This is a genomic window from Sulfuriflexus mobilis (genome assembly GCF_003967195.1).
In the GTDB taxonomy this organism is placed as follows: Bacteria; Pseudomonadota; Gammaproteobacteria; order AKS1; family AKS1; genus Sulfuriflexus; species Sulfuriflexus mobilis.
Map to the genome: position 1 here is coordinate 173973 of NZ_AP018725.1, position 25044 is coordinate 199016.

Below are 25044 nucleotides of genomic sequence, written 5' to 3' on the forward strand. Positions count from 1 at the left end.
TGCTGACTGGGGCCGATATGATAGTGCTATATAGAATAATGTAAATAATGGAGCGGGTGAGGAGAATCGAACTCCCGTATGCAGCTTGGGAAGCTGCCGTTCTACCATTGAACTACACCCGCATAAACCTTTTTGCCTTCAGAACAACTCGATATCGTTACTGTCCTGTGCTGTCATCGCAATCTTGCCCTGCGCGAGCAGGATTTCGTAGGCATTGACCTGATTGCGGCCGTTGTCTTTTGAATAATAAAGCGCCTTGTCGGCGTGGGCAATCAAATCCGTGGTATTCGGCAGGCGTGTGATGGCCGTGAAACCGATACTGACCGTTACCTGGCCGACCTGTGGAAAGTCATATTTGGCAACCTTGTCGCGAAAACGATCGAGGATAGAGGCGGCCGTGGCAATATTCACATTATTCAGGACCACGGCAAACTCTTCTCCACCATAACGAAACAGCATATCTTCATGGCGGAAGACTTTTTCCATCATTCCGGCAAACAGGATCAAGACCTCATCCCCATACAGGTGGCCATAGTCATCATTCACCCGTTTGAAGCGATCAATATCGAGCAGGGCAAAACAATAGCTGTGTTCGTCATCATGGTCACGATGCTGATGTGACATGAGCAGCTGTGTCAGACGCTCCTCAAAGGCCCTTCGGTTCAATAGCCCAGTGAGGGCATCGTGATCATTCTTGTCCAGTAACAGGAACTGGCTGTTAAAGAGGGTGATTAATTGAATCAGTGACTGGTGTTCCAGCTCATCAAGGACACGCCCCCGAATATCTACCAGGTGTTTGATATGGCCAATACCGTGAATCGGGAAGATGTAACGATGCTCGCCATCAGGCAATGGCGCAGAAATGCCTTTCTGTGCGCGATAACACTGCACAAGCCATTCGTCATCAATGACGTCGACTTCATTTTCATGTTGGCGAATCTTTATCGGCCCCTTGCCAATTACATCGTATAGTGCAGACTGGTGCAGGGGTAAATGTTCTTCAAGAAAATCCAGCAGGGTCAATAATAAGGCCGATTGCTCTCGTTGCCGGGCAATCGCGATCGCGACGTTGAAACAGTTGGTCGACAGGTTGTTATACATCAGCGATAGAGGGCATCAACGGCGGTTTGGAACTGTTCCAGTACCTTGTTGCGCTTGACCTTCATGGTCGGCGTAAGCAAACCGTTATCGATCGTCCAGGGTTCAAGGGTCAGGACCACGCGGCGAATTTTTGCACAACCGGGAAACTCGTGTAGCAGTTTGCGCAAATGGGCAGTGATGTGGTGGTGCAATGCCGTGTCGTGCAGGCTTTCTTCCTTATAAGGGTCAATCAGGAGTTTATTGGCCAGGATTATCCATTCCTCCCGATTCAGGACGATGATAGCGCCCAGAAAGGATTGTCCCTCACCGACGACCATGACCTGTTCATACAGGGGTTCCATGCAGAGGGTATTTTCGATATCGGTCGGCGGCAGTTTCTCACCATTGGAGAGCACCAGGATATCCTTGATGCGACCGGTGATATAAATGTGGTTATTGATGATCCTGGCCTGGTCGCCGGTATGCAGCCAGCCTTCGGCATCGATCATCTGCGCGGTAGCGGCGTGGTTATTCCAGTAACCGAGCATCGTGCCCGGTGACTTGACCAGCAATTCATCATTTTCGCCAATGCGTGGCGTGACCCCGCGTAGGGGGATGCCGACACTGGCCGGGTCATTATCGTCTAGCGGGTTACCGCAGATCACCGGGCTGGTCTCGGTCAGGCCATAACCCTGGGTAACGGTAATGCCCATGCCAATCATGGTCCTGGCGACGGTCAAAGGCAGGGCCGCACCGCCACTGACAGCGAGGCGAAGTCGGCCCCCCATACGCTGACGAACCTTTTCTGCGACGAGTTTATCGAGCAGAGGGTTCAGCATGAAGGCGATCAGGCTGGGCAGGACCCGGCCGCGCCCCTGTTGTTGCTGGAAACGCCACCAGCCGGTGTGTGTCGCCAGTTTGAACAGGCTACGGGCAATAACGGATTTCTGTTCCAATTGCTGGCGGATGCGACTGTGGAAACGTTCGAAGATGCGTGGCACAACGATCATGGCGGTGGGCCGAAGTTGTTGCAGGTCTTCGGCAAGCAGGGCAACGGAGCGCGCATAGTCGACCGAGGCACCGGCCATCATCGGCAGGTAATAGCCCACGGTGCGTTCAAAGGTGTGTGACAGGGGCAGGAAAGATAAAAACTCGTCATCGGTATAGATGCTATAGGTGATCAGTGCCGAGTGGGCGATGGAAAGGATATTGTAGTGACTGAGCATGACGCCCTTGGGTCGGCCGGTAGTCCCCGAGGTATAGACGATAGTGGCTAGAGCATTTGGGTCGGCCTGACGTTTTTGCAGTGCCCGTGGGGTCTTTGCCAACCATTCACGGGCCGCGAAGACGTGTGGCTCACCGGCTTCGTTGGACGCCTTGTGTTCACCGCTGCCCACGGTCACCACGCATTTTAATGAGGTCACGTCGGCACAGGCATCACTGACGCGTCGCCACATCGAATTGTTGGCGATGAGGATGCGCGCGGCCGAGTCTTCAAGGATATAGGCGATGTTATCCGGACGGTCATCGCAGTACAGCGGTACGATCACCAGGCCCAGGCCGAGGGCCGCCTGTTCGGCCATGACCCACTCGATACTGTTGCGCATGAGCAGGGCAACCCGCTCCCCGGATTGAATGTCCTCGGCCTGTATGGCCTGTTGCCAGCAGGAGACCTGTTCGGCGACGGTTCGCCAGTTGAACGCCTGCCACTCGCCACTGGCCTTGTCGAACTGGCGGTAGGCGATGGCATCGGGGCTACGTTGGCTGCGAGTGTAAAACAGGCCGTCGAGTGTACCGGCGCTGTCCGCGCTGATCAGGTCTTCATCTTGTGGCATAGGCTGTGGAATTTATTGTTATATGAGCTTACGTCATTGTATAGCCTGGGAAAAGATTTTGCATTGACCGGACAAGCCCTCAAACGGTAGGCTTGGCGCCATGAAAATTGTACTAAATGGTGAAAATCACGAGATTCCAGAGACTTGCACGGCCGCCGCGCTGGTTGAGCAATTGCAGCTCGGTGGCAAGCGTATCGCTATGGAGGTCAACATGGAGATCGTGCCGCGCAGTGAATACGCCTCTTATCCCTTGAATGCAGGGGATCGGGTCGAGATCGTCCACGCCATTGGTGGGGGTTAGCTAACGCCGGCGGGTCCGTTCATGGCTGCGCAGGTGGCTATAGCTGTTATAATCCGGGCCTGTTTTCGTTTTATTTCGGGAAGTATCCATGAGTCAGGCCCCACAGACCCCAACTATCGACAAACCCCTCGTTATCGCCGGTGTCGAGTACCAGTCCCGGCTATTGGTGGGTTCGGGTAAGTACAAAGACCTCGAAGAGACCCGCCTGGCCACCGAGGCCAGTGGTGCCGAGATCGTCACCGTCGCCATCCGCCGCAGCAATATCGGCCAGAACCCGGACGAGCCGAACCTGCTCGACGCGATCCCGCTGGACAAATACACCCTGTTGCCGAACACCGCCGGTTGTTACAGCGCCGAGGATGCCATACGCACCTGCCGCCTGGCCCGTGAACTGCTCGACGGCCATTCACTGGTAAAACTGGAAGTGCTGGGTGATGAAAAAACCCTGTTCCCCGACATCGTGCAAACGCTGCAGGCCGCCGAGGTGCTGGTGAAGGACGGCTTTCAGGTTATGGTTTACACCAATGATGACCCGATCATCGCCCGGCGACTGGAAGAGATGGGCTGTGTCGCGGTGATGCCGCTGGCCGCGCCGATTGGCTCCGGCCTGGGTATCCAGAACCCGAACAACATCCTCACCATTGTCGAGAATGCCAGGGTGCCGATCCTCGTCGATGCCGGTGTCGGCACCGCCTCGGATGCCGCCGTGGCCATGGAGCTCGGTTGTGACGGTGTACTCATGAACACCGCCATCGCCGGTGCCAGGAATCCGGTCCTCATGGCCTCGGCCATGAAGAAGGCCATCGAGGCAGGGCGTGAGGCCTTCCTCGCCGGGCGTATCCCACGGAAGCGTTTCGCCAGTGCCTCCTCGCCGATCGAAGGGACTATTTTTTAAAAAATCAGACCGCGAAGTACGCAAAGGCACGCAAAGAAAACCTGTTTTATAACGTCGCGTTACTTTGCGCCCTTTGTGGTTAAAATTTTTTATATAAAGATTCTAGATGTCTGAATCAGAACAAAAACCATTTCTCCGGCGCATCCGCAGCTTTGTGCGTCGCGAGGGCAGATTGACGCCCGGTCAGCAACGCGCGCTGGATGAGCTGTGGCCGCGGTTTGGCATTGAACATAATGAAACGCCGCTGGACCTGGATGCGATTTTTGGTCGTGTGGCACCGCGTGTGCTCGAGATCGGCTTCGGTAACGGTGCCTCCCTGTTAAAGATGGCACAGGACAACCCGGGCACAGACTACCTGGGTATTGAGGTACACCGTCCCGGCGTAGGCAACCTGTTACTTAATATAGAACGTGAAGGCGTAACAAACATCCGCGTTATGAGTGAGGACGCGGTGGATATCCTCAAACAACAAATCCCCGATGCCAGTCTCGATCGGGTGCAGTTATTTTTCCCCGATCCCTGGCACAAGAAAAAACATCACAAGCGGCGCATCGTGCAGCCGGACTTTGTGCAGTTATTATATAAAAAGCTGAAACCGGGCGGCCGGTTCCACATGGCCACCGACTGGCAGCACTATGCCGAGCACATGCTTGAAGTGATGACAGCGGCTGAAGGTTTCAAAAATATATCAGCCACAAATGACTATGTAGAACGCCCCGGGTCACGACCGTTGACGAAGTTTGAACAGCGCGGCCATCGCCTCGGCCATGGTGTATGGGACCTGATATTCGAAAAAATAGACGCTTAAAATATTTAAGCGTAAATTGAAAAATATAAAGCACTAATAATAAAAGGGATAACGCAGTTATTGCAGATCTGCCATATAACACACCTTAACTAATACGGAATATTGGTGCATAAGAATATGAAAGCAAAGGAATTATTTCGAGGTAAACTCCAAAAATCACAAAAATCGGGCGTGCTATGTGGCAGTTATGCCCGATATATATAGTTAGGCGCAATATATGAAGCGGGACGATGACATAGTAAGGGCACTTGGTTTTGTCGCTTTATATGCAGCATACGTTGAGGAAGGCGTAGATGTTGTAATGGAACGCCTTGCGCTTATAAAAGAAATAACTGATAAAGAACGAAAGTGGCCTATAAGTCGGAAAATCAACTGGTGTATTGATGTTCTCGAATCGCTTGAAAGTGATGAGCTAGAACAGCTTGTAAATCTTCTTGGTGAAACCAAAGAATTTTTAGAGCGGAGAAATGAAGTAATTCATGGTCGAATATATGCTGGGAATGAGAGAAGTGAGAACCTAAAATCAGGTCGCCCTGGTGTACCTGAAAGAGAAGTAACAGCAGACGAATTATATGATCTTGCTGAAGATCTTTTTGAGCGGCAGGCAGCAGTTCCTAATATTAATATGTTCGCTACTTTGCGGGCAATTACAGAGAACAAGAGCGCCTAACAAGGCGCTCGTGTGGGACGGCTTGCTTCGCTGCGCCGCCCCATAGCTTAAACGTTGAATGTCCGCTTCCAAGGGGAAATCGTCTCCGATGAAAGTATACTGACCGGCTGCAATTGGCCGATCGGCGATATAGCCATGCAAGAATAGGCTAGAATGAAATGAGCGGCAGGAGCCGACCCGTAGCGGTCATTCAATATCCAGTTAAATGACTGGTATCTTTTCCAGCCAGGTCGTAGATTCAACGGAAATACAAAATGAAAATCGTCATACCTCAATTATTAGTAGAAGAATCTGAGTCATTCCAGAATGACTTGTTTGAGAGGCAGCCATTTGGCGACGCCTTGCTCAATGTTGTGGATAGAAGCAATGGTGAGTTGGTTATTTCCATTGATGGGCAGTGGGGCGAAGGCAAGACAACTTTTGTAAAGATGTGGCAAGGCCACTTAAAAAATTCCAATATATCTAGCGTGTACATAGATGCATTCTCTAATGACTATATTGACGATCCATTTATATCAATATCTAGTGCCATAACTTCATTCGTAGAGAGTAATGAGCTTGATGACCAAGCATCAGAGGAATTTAAGGATAAAGCCAAAAAAGTAGGCGGCAAACTAATTTCATGGACCGCAAGATTGGGCGTAAAGGCGGCAACGCTCGGGCTAATCAAAGATACTGAAATTGAAGAGCTTAATGATATAAAAGGTGACATTGCCAAAGATACATCATCGTTAGTTAATAAATTTATAGAAGAGCGCCTTGAATCGCACAATGCTGATATTGAACTCATGTCATCGTTTAGAAATGCACTATCAGAGCTACCTAGTGCTATCCCGAACAATGAGAACAAGCCATTAGTTGTCATCATCGACGAATTAGATAGGTGTAAACCAACATACGCTGTTGACCTCATTGAAAAAGTCAAACACTTGTTTGCTGTTCCAAATATAGTATTTGTTTTAGTAATGCATAAACAACAACTGGAAGAGTCAGTAAAATGCATTTACGGTCAAAACATTGATGCAAATGCGTACCTTCAGAAATTCATCCATATCGAGACAACGATCCCTAAACGTGTTGGCACAAGGCATACAAATGATCTTGGGCGGTACTGCCGGAGGCTATTAGAACTTCACGAGTTGGAGACTTGGGGTGATGATAGAAATATTGTTGATTGCGTTGAGTCTCTCGCCAATCATTTCAATGTCTCATTACGCCAACTAGAGAAAGTATTTACAAACATAGCAATACTGTATGGGTCTAGCTCGGAAAGGCATTTACGCTTAGTTCCGATAATTGTGTTTCTCTCAATATTAAAAGTGATTAACTATTCTATATACGTACGACTCCAGAACAGCAGTGTCACTTATGAAGAAATATGCAAAGAAACCGGCCTTACCGATGAGATAGACGCAGACCAGAACGAGCATAGCGAAAAACTAAAGTGGCTAATGATGTGGATTAAGTATTCTTTGATGCCTGATGGTGAATTTAACTCACTTGATGAAGAAGATAGATTGCGTGATTTCGGGCAATCACTCTGGGAGTATGGGGTTGATAGGCATAATTTAATACCTATTTTCATTCAGCAGCTCAACATGTTCAGAGTCGAATAACATATATAACAACTCACTTCACAGGACATCGGCGCTATCGCGTCTTTGCCTGTGTGTTCAATCGTCAAATGACCGCTATTGGCCGAATTCAGACATGAGGTATAAAAATAATGATGGAAGTTGTTATCGAAGGACCGAGCTTTTGCGGTAAAGAAGGTGAAGAAGTTTTCTTTAATTGTCTGTATTCATTGCCTGATTATGAAAAAGTAACAGGGAAAGGCATAAACCTTCATTTGCAATTAAGAGAACCTGTCAGCGATGAAACCATCAAGCAAATAGCAGATATTTGTAACAAGTGGGAAATATCTAACCCTTTAGATGAACGAATATAAATGACCGCTAATGGCCGATCGGCGACATAGCCAGGCAAGAATCGGCTAGAATGAAATGAGCGGCAGGAGCCGACCCTTTGCTGCCGGTTGAAGATAACCATTGATCTATACACAATTTCCACATAGCGGTCATTCAAAACTATTTCTATCCAATGCTAGATACCTTCGTATCCTCCTAAATCTACTAGATTGGATGTGTCACGACTTTCCGGAATGAATAACGCGCTAAAAACCTGCTATATCATTGATATGGCAATGAATTTAGTGCTATAAACGAGGTCTCGCTGTAAATGTATAACGGGACACGGGGTCCCGTTAATATAACTATTAGGCTTCCGAAATACTTATGAACAGTAATTGGAAATCAATCGAAGAAAAGGAATGGGGTCATAAATCAGATACGATTGAAGTTGCAGAACTGATTGAAGAATTTAGGAAGCATGTTTTAGACGGAATACAAGAATATAAAATACTGCCGGATGGGCCTGAGCCATATACTGGCGATAAATGTAAAGGATTTGAACGAGTATCAGTAACTATTCCTGTCAGCGAGCGTTTTTACGACCAATTTTTTAATGGGAAAGGTGGGTACCGCGCACAATATTATTTATGGATAGAGAATGGAGAGTCATTTAATAGAGCATTGGTCGAAGCTGTAGCTCCGTTAATAATAAATGCAGAGCAATTATACAACGACAAATTCGCTCGCGAACTGTGCGAAAAGTCTCTGCTTGGTAAATATAGTAAATTCTGGTTTAGTAAAGACATTACTGATCCGTCTGCCGAAGAATATTTAAACAGAATGAAAGAGGGAATTACTGTAAAAAGATGGTTAGAATACTGGAAAAATAAACAACAACCTCGCAAGGGAATATTGCTTATTAATCCAGAAAGCAAAGTTATTTTGCTAAACGGGACTTTTGTAAATATGAATACAGATGAAGAGTGCGAACAAAAGCCTTTTCGATCAAAAGAACTTTATGAGAAGGGCTGGACATAAATTGATGGTAAAAAAGCCTAACAATGGCATCAAAAGCGACTCGCTACCGCTCGCGCTTTATGCCAGACGTTAGGCAACCATTGAAAATCACATGAACAGCATAGCTTACGTAAAGTTTAACGAAATAAGTTCTAATCAATTCATGCCATTGTTAAATAAACAAAAGCTTAGAAAACATTTAATGGGCCATGATTTATTTAATGAAAGTACAACAAAAGAATGGATGGAAAGTAAAGTAAAAGTAGATTCTTCTCACGGCTGCAAAGTACGAGCTATCTTAATAGATAAACAGCTTGCTGGCTGGTGTGGAATACAACTTGAAGACGGAAAGTATGAAATTTCTATAGTAATTGATGAAAATTATTGGGGGCTTGGTAAAAAAATATTCAGAGATGTAATGGCTTGGGCAAAAGATTTTGGCCATAAAACAGTATATATACACTTTCTCTATACGCGACCAGAATATAAATTTTTAAGAAAAATATCTAAAAATGTTTATGAAAGTGAACTGTTTGGTAATAAATTTACAACGTATGAGCTGGCGGTAAGTTAGTTTTGCCTAACAAGGCAATCAACCCCGTTCGTTTCACTCACTCGGACGCGCAAAAAGCCGCGCGCCGGTTATCTAGTCGTTAGAACCCAAAATATGAATTTAATTAAGACATGCCCATATTGCACTAAACGACTTCCATTTCTAAACATGGTAAGGCAACGACTCTCTTTTTCTGAAGACAAGGCATTGGTTTGCCCTAACTGCACATCAATAATTTCAACTAAAGGGCACGCAAGCATATGGGTACCGCTTGGGGCGGCTACAACAAGCGGTTATCTTTTCGGTAAATTTTTAGGTGGTCAAAGTTTAGAATCATTAATTATCGGAGGAAGTGTTGGTGTTGCGATCTTACTGGTGTTAGTTTACTTCACTGCTCCTATAAGGAATGCGTAATTGGGTTCTACAAATGACTTCATCGGACGCACTTGTCTGTCACGCCTTTTGCGGAGAAAAAGCCTTGCCAGCCTGCGTTCGTCGCTGAGCTCAACCGTTAGGTGATATATAGGAAATATCCATGCAAAAGGATTCAGCACATAAATCAATATGGCAAACAACAGATGCTATGATTTTAATAACACTGTTTATTAGTGTTATATTGGATAAATTCGTTATTAATATAGAAATAGCATCTATACCAACATCATTACGCCTGGTTGTTGGAATATTATTTGTATTTGTTGGTCTATTAATAATAACTCTTGCTAAAAAAGAGTTTTATAAAGAAAAACAGCCTTCAGGTCCAGGCAAGCCAACTAAGAAAATGGTTAATAGTGGTGTTTTTAAATACTCAAGAAATCCACTTTACCTAGGAGTTATTATAACTATTATTGGCCTAGGCTTTAGCTTTCATAATTATTGGCTTGTAGTTTTGGTTCTTCCATTAAGCATAGTAATTCATTATGCATTAATAATACCTGAAGAACAGTATTTAGTAGATGTATTCGGTAATTCTTATAAAGAATATTTAAAAAATGTCAGGCGTTGGCTATAAAAAACACCTAACACTAAAATTAACATGGATAAAATACAGCGCCGCTTCGCTATGCTTTATTTTGCCAGTTATTCTAACGTTATATGCAATCAAGGCCCGAGCGAAAGGAAGCATCACTAAATGAGTAAGGTTGTTGTATTTGGGAAGCCTGGAGGAGGAAAATCAACGCTGAGTAGAAAGCTTTCTGCTGAAACAGGTATTAAACTGTGTGCGTTAGATTTAATCGAGTACAAGAAAAATGGTGAGCGTGTTTCACCTGAAGAGTATTCAAAAAAGCACGCCGATTTGATAGATGCTGACAACTGGATAATTGAAGGGCTTGGTACATTAGAATCTTTTTGGTTGCGTATTGATGCCGCAGATACACTCATTTACGTTGATTTACCGTACTATGTGGGCTACTGGTGGGTTACTAAAAGGCTGCTAAAGAGCCTATTTGTAAAACCGGAAGGGTGGCCAGAAGGGTGTTCAGTTTTGAAAGGTACATTTGCAGGCTGGAAATATCTGAGATTATCGCCCAAGTTTTGGACTCCCGAGTTCTTCGAGGAGATTCAGCTTCGTGGTAAAGGTAAAGATATTTATAGAATTACATCGGTTAAAGAAATTAACAATTTTGCAAGGCAATTTGGTAGCACCGATGTTCGTATATAACAATTGGGTCAAATCGTTCGCTGCGCTCACTGGGACGCTGCGCCGCTACGCGGCTTGCGCCCTTTACCCAAGACGTTATTGGCCTAACGAATTCCCCCGCTGATAAGCAGACATCAGCAACTTAATTTATTCCAGGCATCCAGTGCCGCGATCTTGTAGGCCTCGGCCAGGGTTGGATAGTTAAAGACATTATTCAGGAAATAATCCAGCGTACCACCGAGCACTAACGCGGCCTGACCGATATGGATCAATTCGGTCGCGCCTTCGCCGATGATGTGCACGCCCAGTACCCGATGATCGTCGAGGCTAAAGAGAATTTTCAGGGTTCCCTCCTCAAGCCCGAGAATTTGCCCCCGGGCCGTCTCACGTAAACGGGCAATACCGATTTCGTAACCGATATTCTTGTCGCGGAGTTGTTCCTCGGTGCTGCCGACCATGCTGATTTCCGGTACGGCATAAATTCCGAAGGGGAAAGATGTCGCCATTTTCGGGTCATGGTTACCAAAGGCATGGGTTGCCGCCAGCCGCCCCTGTTCCATCGAGGTTGAGGCGAGGCTGGGAAAACCGATGACATCACCGGCGGCATAGATATGCGGCACGCTGGTCTGGAAGTGTTCGTTAACCTTGATAAGCCGTCGTTTGTCCGTTTCCACCCCGGCATTTTCGGGTTTCAGTGCCCAGGTCGAGCCGATGCGCCCGGCGGCGAACAGCACCAGGTCGGCGCTAATGTGCTTACCGCTTTGGGTCTTTACCGTTACGCCACACTCTCCGGGCTCGATAGTCTCGATATTCTCACCGAGACGTATCGACACGCCGCGGTCACGCAGAGAGTGCACCAGCTCATCGACGATTTCGTTATCGAGAAAACCGAGCATGGTGTCACGTCCATCGAGCAGGGTGACATTGACGTCGAGGGTGCTGAATATCGAGGCGTATTCGACACCGATCACGCCGGCACCGACGACGACCAGACTGGAGGGCATATCCCGGACCTCGAGTATGCCGTCACTGTCGACGATGTGTTTGTCATCAAAGGGGATACCTTCCGGACGCACCGGCCGGCTGCCTACGGCGATCAGGTAATGGTTGCTGCAGTATTCTTCCGTATGGCCATCTTCATGCTCGACGCTAATGGTGTGTGCATCGATAAAACTGGCCGTGCCTTCGATGATCTGCACGTTGTTGCGCGTCAGCTGGTTATGGATAACTTCGGTCTCGTGTTGCAGGGTGATATGCAGGCGATGCATGAGGTCATCAATGGTCAGGTCTTGTTTGAGGCGGTAGTTCTGGCCGTACAGGCCGCGTTGATCCCAGCCACTCAGGTACAGCGCTGCCTCGCGCAGGGTCTTACTGGGGATGGTGCCGGTGTGCACAGAAACCCCGCCGAGCATGCCCTGGCGGTCGACGATCGCCGCCCGTTTGCCGAGTTTGGCGGCCTGGATGGCGGCACGTTGTCCGGCCGGTCCACTACCAATTACAATGAAATCATAGGCTTGCATGGCGCTCTTCCTGAGAGGGTTTCATGACGAAACAGGTATATATAAGCATATCGGTAGCGGCGATGAATAGATTACATTGTTAAACATAGAGTATTTACTCTCGCGGGGTAAATAAGCCTCTACGTAGCGGTGAAATTCTGCCCTGGGTGAAATTTTTGCCGGCGATACGGCTAACGTTGCAGGGAGGTTTTTGTGAGCAAAAATCCATTCTGAGCCGGAGTGTGCCGCTTTTTTGTAGCGTGTTTGCCTGGCCTGTAGCGCGAATGAATTAAACATTATTGATTTGTTATTGGCTGCGCCCGGATAATTTTATCGAGGCGTATTTTTTTGTGTTCACCATGGGGGCCACGCGCTGACAGGTATTCGCTCTTCTGTTCGCTGAACAGGTCACAGGGCTTAAGGGGCATACTCTGTATCCGGCCATGCCCATCCTGCCAGGTGATGTGTAATACCTGTCCGTGCATAACAGCGAGTTCATATTCGCTATGCTGTTCACAGGAAACGGGGAGGTAGTCATCATTCATCATCACGCCTCGCCTCGACATTAATTAATGTCGTGTCGGATACCTGCAGCGCGATCAGGATGGGTCGGCAGCAGATCTGACAGTCCTCTATATACTCTTGATCGCCGGCAGAACAGTCGGCGGTGGTCTCGAATACTTCGCCACAATAGGGACAGCTGATGTTTATAGCCTCGATCATGTTTCATTCTCCGCGTTGTCGACGAGAAACAGTTCGGCAAGGTCATTATAAAACCGGTAGCCGGTCTCCGTAGGTCGTATATGTTCAATGCTGTGTTCGAGCAGGCCGCGTTGTTCGGCCTTGGCCAGTGCATCACTGATCACGGTAATAGGCAGACCGGTATGTTGATTAAACAGTCGAGTCGGGAAGCCGGCCTTCAGGCGCAGGGCATTGAGCATGAATTCAAAGCCGGCATCTGCAGGGCTGAGTAGTTTGCGTTCAGCCACGTGTTTGCCACCGCTAATGCCCGCCATATAACTGGCCGGGTGTTTTTGTTTCCAGCTGCGGCGGATGTTTTGTGTATCGGCGGCCGAGACCTTGCCATGCGCCCCGGCACCGATGCCGAGGTAATCACCAAACTGCCAGTAGTTGAGGTTATGCCGGCTTTGTTGGCCGTCGCGCGCATAGGCTGAAATCTCATATTGCCCATAGCCGCGTTTGGCAAGGGCTTGTTGAGCCGCTGTTTGCATACCCCAGATCGTGTCATCTTCCGGTAACGGCGGTGGTGAATGATGAAACAGGGTATTGGGCTCAAGGGTAAGTTGATAATAAGAAATATGCGCGGGTTCGAGTGCCATGGCCGTTTCGATATCAGCAAGGGCCTGTGGCAGGAATTGCCCGGGCAGACCAAACATCAGGTCAAGGTTAAAGTTATCAAGTCCTGCCTCGTGCGCGGTCTCGGCGGCACGAATGGCCGCCTTGCGGTCATGGATACGTCCGAGCGCCTGCAGTTGCTCGTCATGGAAACTCTGGCAACCGATAGACAGGCGATTGATCCCGGCGGCACGGAATTCATGAAACTTGCCGCTCTCCAGCGTCCCCGGATTGGCCTCCAGGGTGATCTCGGCATAGGCATCGATCGACAGGCGCATGCGCAACCCGGACAGGAGCCGATCGAGGGCCTCGGCGGAGAGCAGGCTCGGCGTGCCGCCGCCAATAAAGATGCTGCTGACTACACGCCCCCAGATCGAAGGCAGGTCCTGTTCGAGGTCGGCGAGCAGGCAATCGACATAGGCAATATCCGGTATATCGCCATCCAGGGCATGCGAATTAAAATCGCAGTACGGACATTTGCGTACGCACCAGGGTATATGGATATAGAGTGCCAGCGGCGGCAGGGCAGTGAAATGAAACATTTGCCTATTCTACCTGTCTTATCGCCTAATACCGAGCCGGCCAAGAGGATATCGACGGCCGATGCTGGTAATATCCAGCTCGCACTATGCAAACAGATTTTGACTCATCACGGGGAGTGATAATGAAACGAACATTGATGTTACTGGCCTGCTCGACAATCCTAGCCGCACCGCTGCAGGCTGCCGAAGCACTAAAACTGGACGATGACGCGAAAAAACTTAGTTATACCCTGGGCTTTCAGATTGCAAAAAACCTGGCTCGTCAGGGCATGGCACTGGATGCCGAGGCGGCCTCACGTGCCGTACATGATGTCTTCTCCGGTGCCAAGCCCATGCTCAGTGCTGAAGAAATGCAGGCTGTGGTACAGCGTGTCCAGCAGGCCGCCGCTGAGAAACGCAAGACGGCTGCCGAGGCCAGCCTCAAGGTCGGTGAGGCATTCCTTGCCGAGAACAAGAAGAAAGCCGGCGTGAAAACCCTGGCCAGTGGCCTGCAATACAAGGTCATGACCGCAGGTAGCGGCAAATCACCTGCGGCCGAAGACACCGTTGAAGTGCATTATGAGGGCAAGCTGATTAACGGCAAGGTCTTTGACAGTTCTATTCAGCGTGGTAAGAGCATCAGCTTCGGCGTTAACAAGGTCATCAAGGGCTGGACCGAGGCCCTGCAATTGATGAAGGAAGGTGCCAAGTGGCAGGTGTATATCCCCTCCAAATTGGCCTACGGTGAAAACGGTGCGGGTAATGCGATTGGCCCGAACGAAACCCTGATCTTCGATATCGAGTTAATTAAGGTTAACTAAGCCTGGGGATTGCGCGCCGCAGCGATCAGTTCAAGGATCCGCGGCGTGCAGATCACCTCCAGCGCCATACGTAGTTTTCCACCCGGGATCACCAGCGTATTCGGCCGTGACATGAACGAGTCTTCAAACTCTCTTAACATCATCGGGAAGTCATAACGTGCCGGTTCGCGGAAGCGGCATACCAGCATACTCTCCGAGGGCGTGGGCACATCACGACTGATAAACGGGTTGGAGGTATCGACCAGCGGCACACGCTGAAAGTTGATATCGGTCAGTGAAAATTGCGGGGTCATAAAATATACATAATCCTGCAGGCGACGCAGGATAGTAGTGGTGGTTTCCTCGGCCAGGATCCCCTTGGTGTGCATGTCGCGATGAATCTTCTGGATCCACTCGAGGTTAACCACTGGCACGACGCCGATTAGAAAGTCCACATATTGTGCGACATCTACGCCATTTTGTTTATTATGCTTGCGACGTTCGATGACGACCGGGTTGTGCGAGGCTGACATGCGCCGCCGTGTCCAGGTGCGGGCGACCACACCACCGTGCAGGCCCTCGTAAACCAGCAGGTCACTGTCTGTCGGGAATGCCTGTGGCGGACCGAAGTTGCCGGGCGTGAGTTTGTCATCCGTAATACTGTCTTCGCGCAGGTATTCGCGTACTTCACCCCGGCCGGTTTCGGCATAGTCCCTGAAGCACGTCTCGAGCAAGTCAAAGCGGTTGACCTCCGGGCCAAAGTGGCTGATGGGGCGGCCAGTGCGGTTGGCCTCTTCAATCGCTGCACGCATTTCCTCACGTTCATAGCGCAGAAAACTGTCGCCATCGACATAGGCGGGTCGGAGGCCCTCGCGGCGGAAGATATCACTAAAGGCATCACGGACCGAGGTGGTCCCCGCACCAGAGGAGCCGGTAATGGCGATAATTGGATGTGCCTGGGACATATGCTATCTGCCGTGATTGGGAGGGTTTATTTAATGCCAACACGCTGCTGTAGTAAAGTAGCCACATACATTAAAACGGGTCCGTGATATGAATTATTGTAGTCAATGTGGTGGCGGGGTGATCCTGAGTGTCCCCGAGGGGGACAATCTGCCGCGACATGTGTGCGGCCAGTGTGGTGAGATCCACTACCAGAACCCGAAGGTCGTGGTGGGCTGTATCCCGGAATACGGGCAGCAGGTCCTGTTCTGCAAGCGGGCGATTGAACCACGCCTGGGTTATTGGACCCTGCCGGCGGGTTTTATGGAAAACGCCGAGACCACTGCCGAGGGGGCGGCGCGCGAAACCCTCGAAGAGGCCGGTGCCCGGGTCGAGATCCTTGACTTGTTCAGCATGTTCAGCCTGCCGCATATCAACCAGGTTTACCTGCTCTATCGCGCCAGACTAATGGATCTGGATTTTGCCCCGGGTATCGAGAGCCTTGAAGTGGAATTGCTCGATGAAGAGCAGGTGCCCTGGGGAGATATGGCCTTTTCTGTGATAACTGAAAGCCTGAGACGCTATTACGCTGACCGGCGTGCCGGGCGCTATGGGTTTCATAGTGGTGACATGCTTCGTTTGCCGGGTGAAACACCCCGTTTCGAAGTACGTATGCTGAATGCGGATGGCTGAAAATTTTTCAGCCGGCAAGTGCGTGGCCCGTCAGCAGGGCCTGCATGGTGAGATCAGCATAGTCGAAAACAGCGAGTACCGCTGGTTGTGTTATGGCGATGATGTCATGCACAGCTGTATGTCGCGTAGCCGGCCACAGCAACTGGTATTGCCTTATCAGCACTACATGGCGGCCTGGCAATTATTTCTGCCACACTTACCGCCCGCCTCGGCCCTGTTACTGGGTACCGGTGGCGGTGACAATATTCGTTTCCTTCAGCATTATTATCCACAAACACGGATTCAGGCCGTGGAGCAGGACCCCGAGATATTGCGCCTGGCCTGCCAGTGGTTTGCCCTGCAACCCACGCCAGGGCAATTGGAACTGGTGGTGGAGGAGGCCGGCGATTTCATGCTGCGCCAGCATGCCCAACACGAACTGATTTTTATCGACATGCTGGCTGGTGAGAATATGCCTGCGTGCCTGCACACGGAAGAGTTCTGGCGAGCTTGTCAGCAAGCGCTGTCTGCACAGGGGCTGTTATTGATCAATGGTATCTTTGCCGACAGTGACGGTTTTATGTTGCTGATGAAACAGCTACAGGCGGCCTTTGGCGTGCTGCCCCTGTGCATGGGGGTGCCCGATTACAACAATGTGGTGTTACTGCTTGACAGGGGGGATGTGCTGGCAAACAGGCCGCTTGTGTTACAACGTTCGCAGAACCTGGCGGAGGCAAGCGGCCAGGATTTTTCAGCCATCCTGCAAGCCCTGCAAAGTGATAATCCGGAGTTTAGATTTTAGGGGGTTAGGGGGGATCTATGATCCCTTATTCGAGGGGCTTTTGGTTCCGTGGTTATAGGGGCTTTCTTGGCTGCCTGATTCACCACTCATAGAATCCCTTCGGGCTTCATCATGAGTACCTCAACCATCTCCGATGGTTCGAGGCAAAAAAAAGCGCGGCATAAAATGCCGCGCTCAAAAAACCGACATGCAGGGGGGGAGAGGGGGGGAAGCATGTCGGTAAAGCTATCCGTCGATATTGCACTACTGTACCGTCTATCTGGGGTTAATTATACAAGCTTTCAAGTGTGCGCCTAGGTGGCAACTGTGATTAATTGTTACAAATAATGCTGGTTTCTTGACGATTGGAAAAAGTCTAAGCCTAAGATATTGAATTTAAAAAGCCTTATCGGTGTAGCAAAAGTATCAGGATATCTGGAATTATTTTGCCATGGCTGCCAGCAGTTGTTTTAGCGCCTTGCCACGGTGACTGAGGCGGTTCTTGGTCTCGGCATCAAGTTGCGCCGAGGAGCAGTCGCGCTCCGGTACGTAAAATACCGGGTCATAACCAAAGCCGTTTTTGCCTTGCGCGCTTTCAAGGATACGCCCTTCCCATGTGCCCTGGCAGATCAGCGGCGTCGGGTCTTCGCCGTGGCGCATAAAGACCATCAGACACTGGAAGCGTGCTGTGCGCGCGGACTCGGGCACACCCTGCAGGGCCTCGAGCAGTTTGTTCAGGTTGTCGGCATCCGAGGCACCCACACCGGCATAACGTGCCGAGTAGATGCCCGGTGCACCCTGCAGGGCATCGACCTCGAGGCCGGAGTCGTCGGCGATCGCCGGCAGGCCGCTCAATTGTGCGGCATGGCGGGCCTTGAGAATGGCGTTTTCCACAAAGGTCAGACCGGTCTCGTCGGCCTCGGGGATAGCAAACTCGGCCTGGGGGACGACCTCAATATCCAGGCCGGCGAGGATCTGGTTGATCTCGCGGACCTTGCCGGCATTGTTACTGGCCAGGACGATCCTCTGCATGGGCCTATGCCTCGGCCAGCGCGGCGCGTTGCGCCTCGATGAGTTGCTGGATGCCATCAACGGCCAGGTCCAGCATGCCATTCAGCTCATCACGCTTGAAGGCAACGCCCTCGGCGGTACCCTGTACCTCAATGAAGTCGCCCTGCTCATTCATGACCACATTCATGTCGGTTTCAGCATTGCAGTCTTCCGGGTAGTCGAGGTCCAGTACCGGCGTACCTTTAAACATGCCAACCGAGACCGAGGCGATCATGGTCTGCAGAGGATTTTTCTTGATCGAGCCGTCTTTTTGTAACACGGCGATGGCATCGGCGAGTGCCACATAGGCGCCGGTGATCGAGGCGGTGCGGGTGCCGCCGTCGGCCTGGATGACATCGCAGTCGATGTGAATGGTGCGTTCACCGAGGGCCTTCATATCCACGGCGGCACGCAGGGCACGGCCGATGAGGCGCTGGATCTCCATGGTGCGGCCGCCTTGTTTACCGCGTGCGGCCTCGCGCCCCATGCGTTCGGTGGTGGAACGAGGCAGCATGCCGTATTCGGCGGTGACCCAGCCCTGGCCCTTGCCGCGTAAAAACCCCGGGGCCTTGTCCATGATGCTGGCGGTACAGAGTACCTTGGTGTCACCAAATTCGATGAGCACCGAACCTTCGGCGTGTTTGGTGTAGTTACGGGTCAGGCGGATTTGACGTAGTTCATTCGGGGCTCGGCCACTGGGACGCATGGGAATTCCTTTGGTTGTGGTGTATTGCTTGGCTGCAAAGACTTATTTAGTTTTCGGATCATAATCCATTTCGTCACTGTAATCCTCTAATGCCTTATTGATGGCACTGATGGCATGACTGATGTGATCATTGTCGGCCTCGGTTTGTTCGTCCTGCGGTAGGCGGCTGTTTGCCGGGGTGTCGACATGACAGTCGAGCATGCGTAGCGCGATGGCACTGATATTATCGCTTTGCGGGTAGCTATTACTCTCGGCGCGGCTGGCCAGGTCATTCAGGGTAGTCTCAAGGTCACCCTCTGCAGACAGTTGCCGAAGCTGTTCGGCCTTCAGGGCTGACCACAGGCCATCACTACAGAGCAACAGGACATCCCCCTGTTGCAGGTCATCACGGTGGTGATAACTGATATCGGGTAAATGCCTGGGGGCACCGACACACTGGGTAATGTAGCTGCGTTTGGGGTGCGTGAGCATGTCTGACTCGCTGATAAGGCCCTGGCGAAACAGTTCTTGCACGTAGGAATGGTCGATGGTGCGTGCCAGCACGCGGCTATCACGTAACAGGTAGAGACGGCTGTCACCGACATGCGCCCAACTGATCTCATTACCCTGGATCAGACAGGCGACACAGGTCGTGCGCGGCTCAAGTACCGGTCGCTGTTTTTTTCCGGCCTTGAGGATATTGCCATGCGCGGTGCCGATGGCATTACGAAAAAAGGCCTGCGGGTCGGTAATCGGTTTCTTGCTGCGGCGGAAATACTCGTCGAGGGTATCGACCAGTATCTGTGCCGCGATATCACCACCGCCGTGCCCGCCCATGCCGTCGGCGACAACCAGCAGGATACTGCTATCGGTCTCGGCGACGATCAGGCGGTCCTCGTTTTGCAGGCGGTTACCGAGCCGGTTGACCTGTGCAATCAGGGTTTTCATAACACTCAGGCCGTTTCTTCTCGTTGCTCGCCAGGCAAGTCGAGGCCGGGCATGACCTCGAGCAGGGCATCCACGCTTTGTGGGCGCAGCAGTGGGTCAACTTCCATTGACCAGTCGATGGCCTTGAGCAATTGCGGGGAATAATGTTTGCGAAAAAGTTCGGCGGCCGGTTTCATTGTGTCGTGTTCATGTCGATCCACAGCGGCTAGTGGCGGGCGGTGATCGATACAGTTACGCATGGTTGCACCGAGGGCATAGATATCGCTCCACGGTCCGACATAGCCACGGTTGGTATATTGCTCAATGGGTGAGAAGCCGGGCGTCACGACCTGGGTCGGCTGGTCGCTGCGTGTCTGCATGATAGGGTGCACTGCACCGAAATCGAGTAGTAGCGGGCTGCCGCCAGGGCGCAGGTGAATATTGCCGGGCTTGATATCCAGATGCAGGAAACCCGAGGCGTGAATGTTCTTCAGGCCATCGAGCAGGGGCGGAAACACGGTAAGCAAAAATTGTTCGCTGAGAAAACCCTTATGCTTCTTTATATAGCTGTGCAGGTTATGGCCCTGTTCGAATTGCATGACCATATAGACCGTACCGTTGGCACTGAAGAAGTTGATGACGTTGACGATATTCGGGTGTTTTAGGCCGGCCAGGGCATTGGCCTCCTGGAGAAACAACTTGCGGCCATGTACGAAATGTTCGATAGTTTCTTCGCTATGAGCGACCACGCGCATTTCAGTATCGCGCTGGGCGAGGCGGGCGGGGATGTACTCCTTGAGCACAATACGCCTGCCATCGCTGACATCACTGGCGAGATAAACATAACTGAAGCCGCCACGACTCAGCGTCTTGGTGATGACATAGTCATCAATGCGGGTGCCATCGGGCAGGCTTGTTGGTGGTGTCTTCATGGGCAAGTAGTCTAGTATTCGTCTACACGGTAAAGCCTAGCACAAGACCCCGGCCGGCGAAGCCTGACGGGGTCACATCTTTAAGCTGAATAACAGAAAAAGGGTTTTTATGATCCGTAGTATGACGGCCTTTGCCCGTTGCGACCGCAATACCGAGTGGGGCACCTTGAGTTGGGAAGTGCGGTCCGTTAACCATCGCTACCTCGAGCCGAGCCTGCGTATGCCGGAGGAAATCCGGCCGATCGAGTCCAAATTGCGTGAACATCTGGCAAAGCGCCTGGGACGAGGCAAGGTCGAGTGTAACCTGCGTTTCCAGGCGGGTGGTGAGGGAAAGGCCGGCCTGGATATCAATGTCGAGCTGGCCCAACAGGTCGTCGATGCCAGTCGCGAGATCGACCACCTGCTATATAACTCGGCGGCGATCAATGCCATGGATATCCTGCGTTGGCCGGGGATACTCGATAGTGGCCGTGCCGATTGGGAGGCCCTGCGCGGGCAGGCCCTCGACTTATTCAACGAGGCCCTCGACGAACTGGTTGCTACCCGTGAGCGTGAGGGTGCGCGTTTGCGTGAGATGATCCTCGAGCGTCTTGAGGGCATGGGCAGGCATGTCACCGAGGTGCGTGCGCAGATCCCGGTGATCATTGTTGCCCAGCGCGAGAAGATCCTCGAGCGCCTGAGCGAGCTGGACGTGAAACTCGACGAGGGCCGTCTTGAGCAGGAGGCCGCACTGCTGGTGAGTAAGATGGACGTCGATGAGGAAATGGACCGTTTGGCCACGCATATCGATGAGGTCAGGCGCAACCTTGATGCGGACAAGCCGGTCGGCCGCCGCCTCGACTTCCTTATGCAGGAGATGAACCGTGAGGCGAACACGCTCGGCTCGAAGTCGATCAGCATCGACACGACCCGTGCCTCGGTCGACCTGAAGGTGCTCATTGAGCAGATGCGTGAGCAAATCCAGAATATCGAATAAACCGGAACGGATCAGACATGTTTGCCACTCTATATATCATCGCCGCGCCCTCCGGGGCCGGAAAAACCAGCCTGGTCAAGGCCCTGGTCGGACGGGATAACCGGGTTATGGTGTCGGTGTCGCACACGACCCGCGCGCCACGTGAGGGCGAGGTCGATGGCGGGGACTACAATTTCACCACACCGGAGACCTTCCGGCAGATGGTTGAGGCCGGCCAGTTCCTTGAGCACGCCCAGGTATTTGATAATTTTTACGGTACCTCGCGTGAGTGGGTTGAACAGCGCCTCGCCGAGGGCACGGATGTGATCCTCGAGATCGACTGGCAGGGTGCCCGCCTGGTGCGCGAGGCCTTTGCCGAGGCGGTCGGTATCTTCATCCTGCCGCCTTCGCGTCAGGCGCTGGAGGCGCGCCTGCGTGGCCGTGGCCAGGACAGCAAGGAGATCATCGCCCGCCGTATGCGCGATGCGATCAGCGAGATCTCACACTATGACGAATTTGATTACCTGATTGTGAATGATGATTTCGACACCGCGCTGGGGGAGCTGGCCAGCGTGATCCTGGCCCGCCGCCAGCGTCTGGAGGTACAGAAATCCGTCCATCAGGCCATGATCACCGATTTACTGGCGTGAAGGGCGTGTTTTCAGTACAATCTGCCGCCCGCCACCTGAAAACTGGTGAAAAATTGTACAGCCCGGAGATGAGCAAATGGCACGTGTAACCGTTGAAGATTGTCTGGATAACGTTGATAACCGTTTCGACCTCGTACTCGTTGCGACCCGTCGTGCGCGTCAGTTGGTCAACGGCAAGGAGCCATTGGTTGAATGGGAAGGTGATAAGCCGACCGTCGTTGCCCTGCGCGAAATCGCCGAGGGCCTGATCACCACCAAGATCATGGATGATATCGAAACCCGGGCCCGTGTCGCCGCTGCCGAGGCCGCTGCGATGGAAGTCGATATGTCAGCCATTGGTGATGATATCGCGCCACTGGCCGAGTAAGTTCCCCGCTTTACACGCCACGCCTCGCACCACACAATAGTTTCCTGGACATGGAAATGAATCAGGAGGCGTCGGTGTTTCTAATCAGTGATCTGTGTGATCTGCTCGAAGAATACCTCGAGCAGGATCAGGTCCGTGAAATCTACCGAGCCTACCTGTTTGGCGCCGAGGCGCACGAGGGCCAGCACCGTATGTCCGGTGAGCCCTATATCTATCATCCCATCGAAGTGGCGCGCATTCTCGCAGATATGCGTATGGATCCGCAGACCATCATTGCCGCCTTGCTGCATGATGTCATCGAAGATACCCCGGCCGTTAAGGAACAATTGAGTTCCGAGTTTGGTGAAGAGGTTGCCGAACTCGTCGATGGTGTCAGCAAGCTGACCCAGATCCAGTTTGAGAGTAAGGCCGAACAGCAGGCCGAAAATCTGCGCAAGATGATGCTGGCCATGACGCGTGATATCCGTGTCATTCTCGTCAAGCTCGCAGACCGCCTGCACAACATGCGTACCCTCGGCGTCATGAAGCCAGAGAAAAAGCGCCGCATTGCCCGCGAGACCCTCGACATTTATGTACCCATCGCTGCACGCCTGGGTATGAACACGATCCGAATCGAACTCGAAGATCTGTGCTTCAAGTCCATATACCCTATGCGCTACAAGGTGCTGGATAATGCATTAAAGCGTGCCCGAGGTAACCGTAAGGAGCTGGTCAGCAAGATCGAAACCTCGATTAAACACCGTCTGCATCAGGAAGGTTTTGAGGGTGAAGTGATCGGGCGTGAAAAACACCTGTTTAGTATTTATCAAAAGATCCGCAACAAGGTGCAAACCTTTTCCGAGGTCTTTGATGTTTATGCCTTCCGTATCATTGTCGATAACGTTGATGCCTGTTACCGCGTGCTCGGTATTGTGCACAATCTGTATAAACCGGTGCCGGGCAAGTTCAAGGACTATATCGCCATCCCCAAGGCCAATGGTTACCAGTCCCTGCACACAGTCCTGTTCGGACCCTACGGTGTGCCGATAGAGGTACAGATTCGCACCCGTGAGATGCATACCGTGGCCGAGGGTGGTATTGCCGCACACTGGCGTTATAAAACCGGCGAGGCAGCAGGTTCTACTGATCATGTGCGTGCCCGTGAGTGGTTGCGCAATGTCCTGGAAATGCAAAAGAGCGCCGGTGATTCACTTGAGTTTATCGAAAATATTAAAATTGATTTGTTCCCTGATGAGGTCTATGTCTTCACCCCACAAGGTTCGATCATGGAAATGCCACGCGGTGCGACAGCCGTCGATTTTGCCTATGCCGTGCATACCGATATCGGCAACTCCTGTGTTGCGGTGAAGATCGATCGACGCCTGGCACCATTACGCACGCCGCTGTTCAATGGTCAGCATGTCGAGATCATTACCGCACCGAATGCCAAACCGAATCCGGCCTGGTTGAACTTTGTCATCACCGCCAAGGCGCGCTCAAACATTCGTCACTTCCTGAAAAACATGCAACAGGATGAGGCTGAGCAACTGGGCCTGCGCCTGCTCGACAAGGCATTGTCCGTTTATGGTGTGTCGTTTGACGAGGTACAAGAACGACGTGTCAGCCGGTTGTTAAACCAGTATGGTTTTGAAACCCCGGAACAACTGCTCGTCGATATCGGCCTGGGTGGCCGTATGGCACAGCTGGTGGCACGTGCCCTGATGCCAGACGAAGAGGGCAAACTCGAGAGTGTCGCCGGCGAACCGCATTCACAGGCACTGGTGATTAAAGGCACGGAGGGCATGTTGGTGAACTATGCCAAGTGTTGTCACCCGATCCCCGGTGATCCGATTATGGGATTTTTAAGTGCCGGTCGCGGCATTGTTATTCATACCAGTAATTGCAGTAACGTCGCCGACTTCCGCAAGCACCCTGAGAAATGGATCGATGTGCAGTGGGAAGATGAGATTGAAGGTGAGTTTCCGGTTGGTCTGCGTGTTGATGTTTCCAATCAGCGCGGTGTACTGGCGATGATCGCTGCGGCCGTTGCCGACATGGGCGCGAATATTGAGAACGTGGTCATGGACGAGCGTGAAGGCAAGTTTGTTACTATGGCCTTTACTCTGACGGTGCGCAACCGCACTCACCTCGCGCAGATTATGCGTCACCTGCGCAGTAGCAAGCAAGTTCATAAGCTAATCCGTAGCTAAATGTTTC

General features: G+C 51.4%; 28 protein-coding genes and 1 tRNA gene. 17 read left to right on the top strand and 12 right to left on the bottom strand.

Annotation, left to right across the window (positions count from 1 at the left end; genetic code table 11):
• Positions 1–48: 48 nt before the first annotated feature.
• The 3 genes from EL386_RS00825 to EL386_RS00835 form a co-directional block, all read right to left on the bottom strand.
• Positions 49–122 (bottom strand) — tRNA-Gly (locus EL386_RS00825).
• Positions 123–138: 16 nt separating this feature from the next.
• Complete coding sequence (locus EL386_RS00830) at positions 139–1101, bottom strand: GGDEF domain-containing protein (protein ID WP_126452338.1); 963 nt, start codon at positions 1099–1101, stop codon at positions 139–141.
• Entirely contained in the window at positions 1101–2915 is a 1815-nt protein-coding gene (locus tag EL386_RS00835; RefSeq protein ID WP_126452339.1) for an AMP-dependent synthetase/ligase, read from the bottom strand. The genes EL386_RS00830 and EL386_RS00835 overlap by 1 nt, the downstream gene beginning before the upstream one ends.
• A 100-nt stretch (positions 2916–3015) precedes the next feature.
• Here EL386_RS00835 and thiS point away from each other — a divergent pair, with 100 nt between their 5' ends.
• From thiS to EL386_RS00885, 10 genes are all read left to right on the top strand, one after another.
• Positions 3016–3216, top strand: coding sequence for a sulfur carrier protein ThiS (gene thiS / locus EL386_RS00840; RefSeq protein WP_126452341.1), 201 nt, complete (start codon positions 3016–3018; stop codon positions 3214–3216).
• Between the two features lie 88 nt (positions 3217–3304).
• Positions 3305–4111, top strand: coding sequence for a thiazole synthase (locus tag EL386_RS00845; RefSeq protein WP_126452343.1), 807 nt, complete (start codon positions 3305–3307; stop codon positions 4109–4111).
• A gap of 106 nt (positions 4112–4217) precedes the next feature.
• The gene (gene trmB, locus EL386_RS00850; RefSeq protein WP_126452345.1) at positions 4218–4919 is read left to right on the top strand and encodes a tRNA (guanosine(46)-N7)-methyltransferase TrmB; all 702 of its coding nucleotides are present in this window, start codon (positions 4218–4220) and stop codon (positions 4917–4919) included.
• Between the two features lie 217 nt (positions 4920–5136).
• Positions 5137–5589 carry a hypothetical protein gene (locus EL386_RS00855; RefSeq protein WP_126452347.1) on the top strand — a complete coding sequence of 151 codons (453 nt, stop codon included), beginning with the start codon at positions 5137–5139 and terminating at the stop codon, positions 5587–5589.
• Between the two features lie 254 nt (positions 5590–5843).
• Entirely contained in the window at positions 5844–7205 is a 1362-nt protein-coding gene (locus tag EL386_RS00860) for a KAP family P-loop NTPase fold protein (RefSeq protein WP_126452349.1), read from the top strand.
• A 110-nt stretch (positions 7206–7315) separates the two neighbouring features.
• Positions 7316–7537: a hypothetical protein gene (locus EL386_RS00865; RefSeq protein WP_126452351.1), complete on the top strand. Its 222-nt coding sequence runs from the start codon at positions 7316–7318 to the stop codon at positions 7535–7537.
• Positions 7538–7883: 346 nt separating this feature from the next.
• Positions 7884–8537 carry a hypothetical protein gene (locus tag EL386_RS00870; RefSeq protein WP_126452353.1) on the top strand — a complete coding sequence of 218 codons (654 nt, stop codon included), beginning with the start codon at positions 7884–7886 and terminating at the stop codon, positions 8535–8537.
• A 91-nt stretch (positions 8538–8628) separates the two neighbouring features.
• On the top strand, positions 8629–9090 hold the full coding sequence (locus tag EL386_RS00875; protein WP_126452355.1) for a GNAT family N-acetyltransferase: 462 nt from the start codon (positions 8629–8631) through the stop codon (positions 9088–9090).
• A gap of 514 nt (positions 9091–9604) precedes the next feature.
• Positions 9605–10081 (top strand): methyltransferase family protein, encoded by a 477-nt coding sequence (locus tag EL386_RS00880; protein WP_126452357.1) that lies wholly within the window; start codon positions 9605–9607, stop codon positions 10079–10081.
• A 120-nt stretch (positions 10082–10201) separates the two neighbouring features.
• Positions 10202–10732: a P-loop NTPase family protein gene (locus EL386_RS00885; RefSeq protein WP_126452359.1), complete on the top strand. Its 531-nt coding sequence runs from the start codon at positions 10202–10204 to the stop codon at positions 10730–10732.
• 113 nt (positions 10733–10845) lie between these two features.
• Here the strand turns inward: EL386_RS00885 and sthA are convergent, their stop codons facing one another.
• The 4 genes from sthA to hemW all read right to left on the bottom strand — a co-directional run bounded on the left by sthA (position 10846) and on the right by hemW (position 14108).
• A complete protein-coding gene (gene sthA / locus EL386_RS00890) occupies positions 10846–12231 on the bottom strand; it encodes a Si-specific NAD(P)(+) transhydrogenase (protein ID WP_126452361.1) in 1386 nt (461 codons plus the stop codon).
• A 275-nt stretch (positions 12232–12506) separates the two neighbouring features.
• Complete coding sequence (locus tag EL386_RS00895) at positions 12507–12758, bottom strand: transcriptional antiterminator, Rof (RefSeq protein ID WP_172597571.1); 252 nt, start codon at positions 12756–12758, stop codon at positions 12507–12509.
• Positions 12748–12933 (bottom strand): CPXCG motif-containing cysteine-rich protein, encoded by a 186-nt coding sequence (locus EL386_RS00900; RefSeq protein WP_126452365.1) that lies wholly within the window; start codon positions 12931–12933, stop codon positions 12748–12750. Before EL386_RS00900 ends, EL386_RS00895 begins: the two co-directional genes overlap by 11 nt.
• Positions 12930–14108, bottom strand: coding sequence for a radical SAM family heme chaperone HemW (gene hemW, locus EL386_RS00905; RefSeq protein ID WP_126452367.1), 1179 nt, complete (start codon positions 14106–14108; stop codon positions 12930–12932). The genes EL386_RS00900 and hemW overlap by 4 nt, the downstream gene beginning before the upstream one ends.
• Before the next feature lie 122 nt (positions 14109–14230).
• On the opposite strand from hemW, the gene EL386_RS00910 reads away from it, so the two are divergent.
• Entirely contained in the window at positions 14231–14908 is a 678-nt protein-coding gene (locus tag EL386_RS00910) for a BamJ family beta-barrel-assembly machinery protein (RefSeq protein ID WP_126452369.1), read from the top strand.
• On the opposite strand, the gene EL386_RS00915 is transcribed toward EL386_RS00910, so the two are convergent.
• Positions 14905–15852, bottom strand: a complete 948-nt coding sequence (locus EL386_RS00915) for a phosphoribulokinase (RefSeq protein WP_126452371.1) — start codon at positions 15850–15852, stop codon at positions 14905–14907. The genes EL386_RS00910 and EL386_RS00915 overlap by 4 nt on opposite strands.
• A gap of 88 nt (positions 15853–15940) precedes the next feature.
• On the opposite strand from EL386_RS00915, the gene EL386_RS00920 reads away from it, so the two are divergent.
• Both EL386_RS00920 and EL386_RS00925 read left to right on the top strand, forming a co-directional pair.
• Positions 15941–16522, top strand: coding sequence for an NUDIX hydrolase (locus EL386_RS00920; RefSeq protein WP_126452373.1), 582 nt, complete (start codon positions 15941–15943; stop codon positions 16520–16522).
• A complete protein-coding gene (locus tag EL386_RS00925) occupies positions 16515–17303 on the top strand; it encodes a spermidine synthase (RefSeq protein ID WP_126452375.1) in 789 nt (262 codons plus the stop codon). Before EL386_RS00920 ends, EL386_RS00925 begins: the two co-directional genes overlap by 8 nt.
• Positions 17304–17723: 420 nt before the next feature.
• On the opposite strand, the gene EL386_RS00930 is transcribed toward EL386_RS00925, so the two are convergent.
• From EL386_RS00930 to EL386_RS00945, 4 genes are read right to left on the bottom strand one after another with little or no spacing between them, the layout of a single operon-like run.
• A complete protein-coding gene (locus EL386_RS00930; RefSeq protein WP_126452377.1) occupies positions 17724–18314 on the bottom strand; it encodes an XTP/dITP diphosphatase in 591 nt (196 codons plus the stop codon).
• A 4-nt stretch (positions 18315–18318) separates the two neighbouring features.
• The gene (rph, locus tag EL386_RS00935; protein WP_126452379.1) at positions 18319–19038 is read right to left on the bottom strand and encodes a ribonuclease PH; all 720 of its coding nucleotides are present in this window, start codon (positions 19036–19038) and stop codon (positions 18319–18321) included.
• Positions 19039–19080: 42 nt separating this feature from the next.
• Positions 19081–19965 carry a PP2C family protein-serine/threonine phosphatase gene (locus tag EL386_RS00940; protein ID WP_126452381.1) on the bottom strand — a complete coding sequence of 295 codons (885 nt, stop codon included), beginning with the start codon at positions 19963–19965 and terminating at the stop codon, positions 19081–19083.
• 5 nt (positions 19966–19970) lie between these two features.
• Positions 19971–20876, bottom strand: coding sequence for a serine/threonine protein kinase (locus EL386_RS00945; RefSeq protein ID WP_126452383.1), 906 nt, complete (start codon positions 20874–20876; stop codon positions 19971–19973).
• 109 nt (positions 20877–20985) lie between these two features.
• On the opposite strand from EL386_RS00945, the gene EL386_RS00950 reads away from it, so the two are divergent.
• The 4 genes from EL386_RS00950 (at position 20986) to spoT (ending at position 25037) form a co-directional block, all read left to right on the top strand.
• Entirely contained in the window at positions 20986–21852 is an 867-nt protein-coding gene (locus tag EL386_RS00950; RefSeq protein ID WP_126452384.1) for a YicC/YloC family endoribonuclease, read from the top strand.
• 17 nt (positions 21853–21869) lie between these two features.
• Positions 21870–22481 carry a guanylate kinase gene (gene gmk / locus EL386_RS00955; RefSeq protein ID WP_126452386.1) on the top strand — a complete coding sequence of 204 codons (612 nt, stop codon included), beginning with the start codon at positions 21870–21872 and terminating at the stop codon, positions 22479–22481.
• Positions 22482–22557: 76 nt separating this feature from the next.
• A complete protein-coding gene (gene rpoZ / locus EL386_RS00960; protein WP_126452388.1) occupies positions 22558–22848 on the top strand; it encodes a DNA-directed RNA polymerase subunit omega in 291 nt (96 codons plus the stop codon).
• 56 nt (positions 22849–22904) lie between these two features.
• Positions 22905–25037, top strand: a complete 2133-nt coding sequence (spoT, locus tag EL386_RS00965) for a bifunctional GTP diphosphokinase/guanosine-3',5'-bis pyrophosphate 3'-pyrophosphohydrolase (RefSeq protein ID WP_232020222.1) — start codon at positions 22905–22907, stop codon at positions 25035–25037.
• Positions 25038–25044 lie beyond the last annotated feature (7 nt).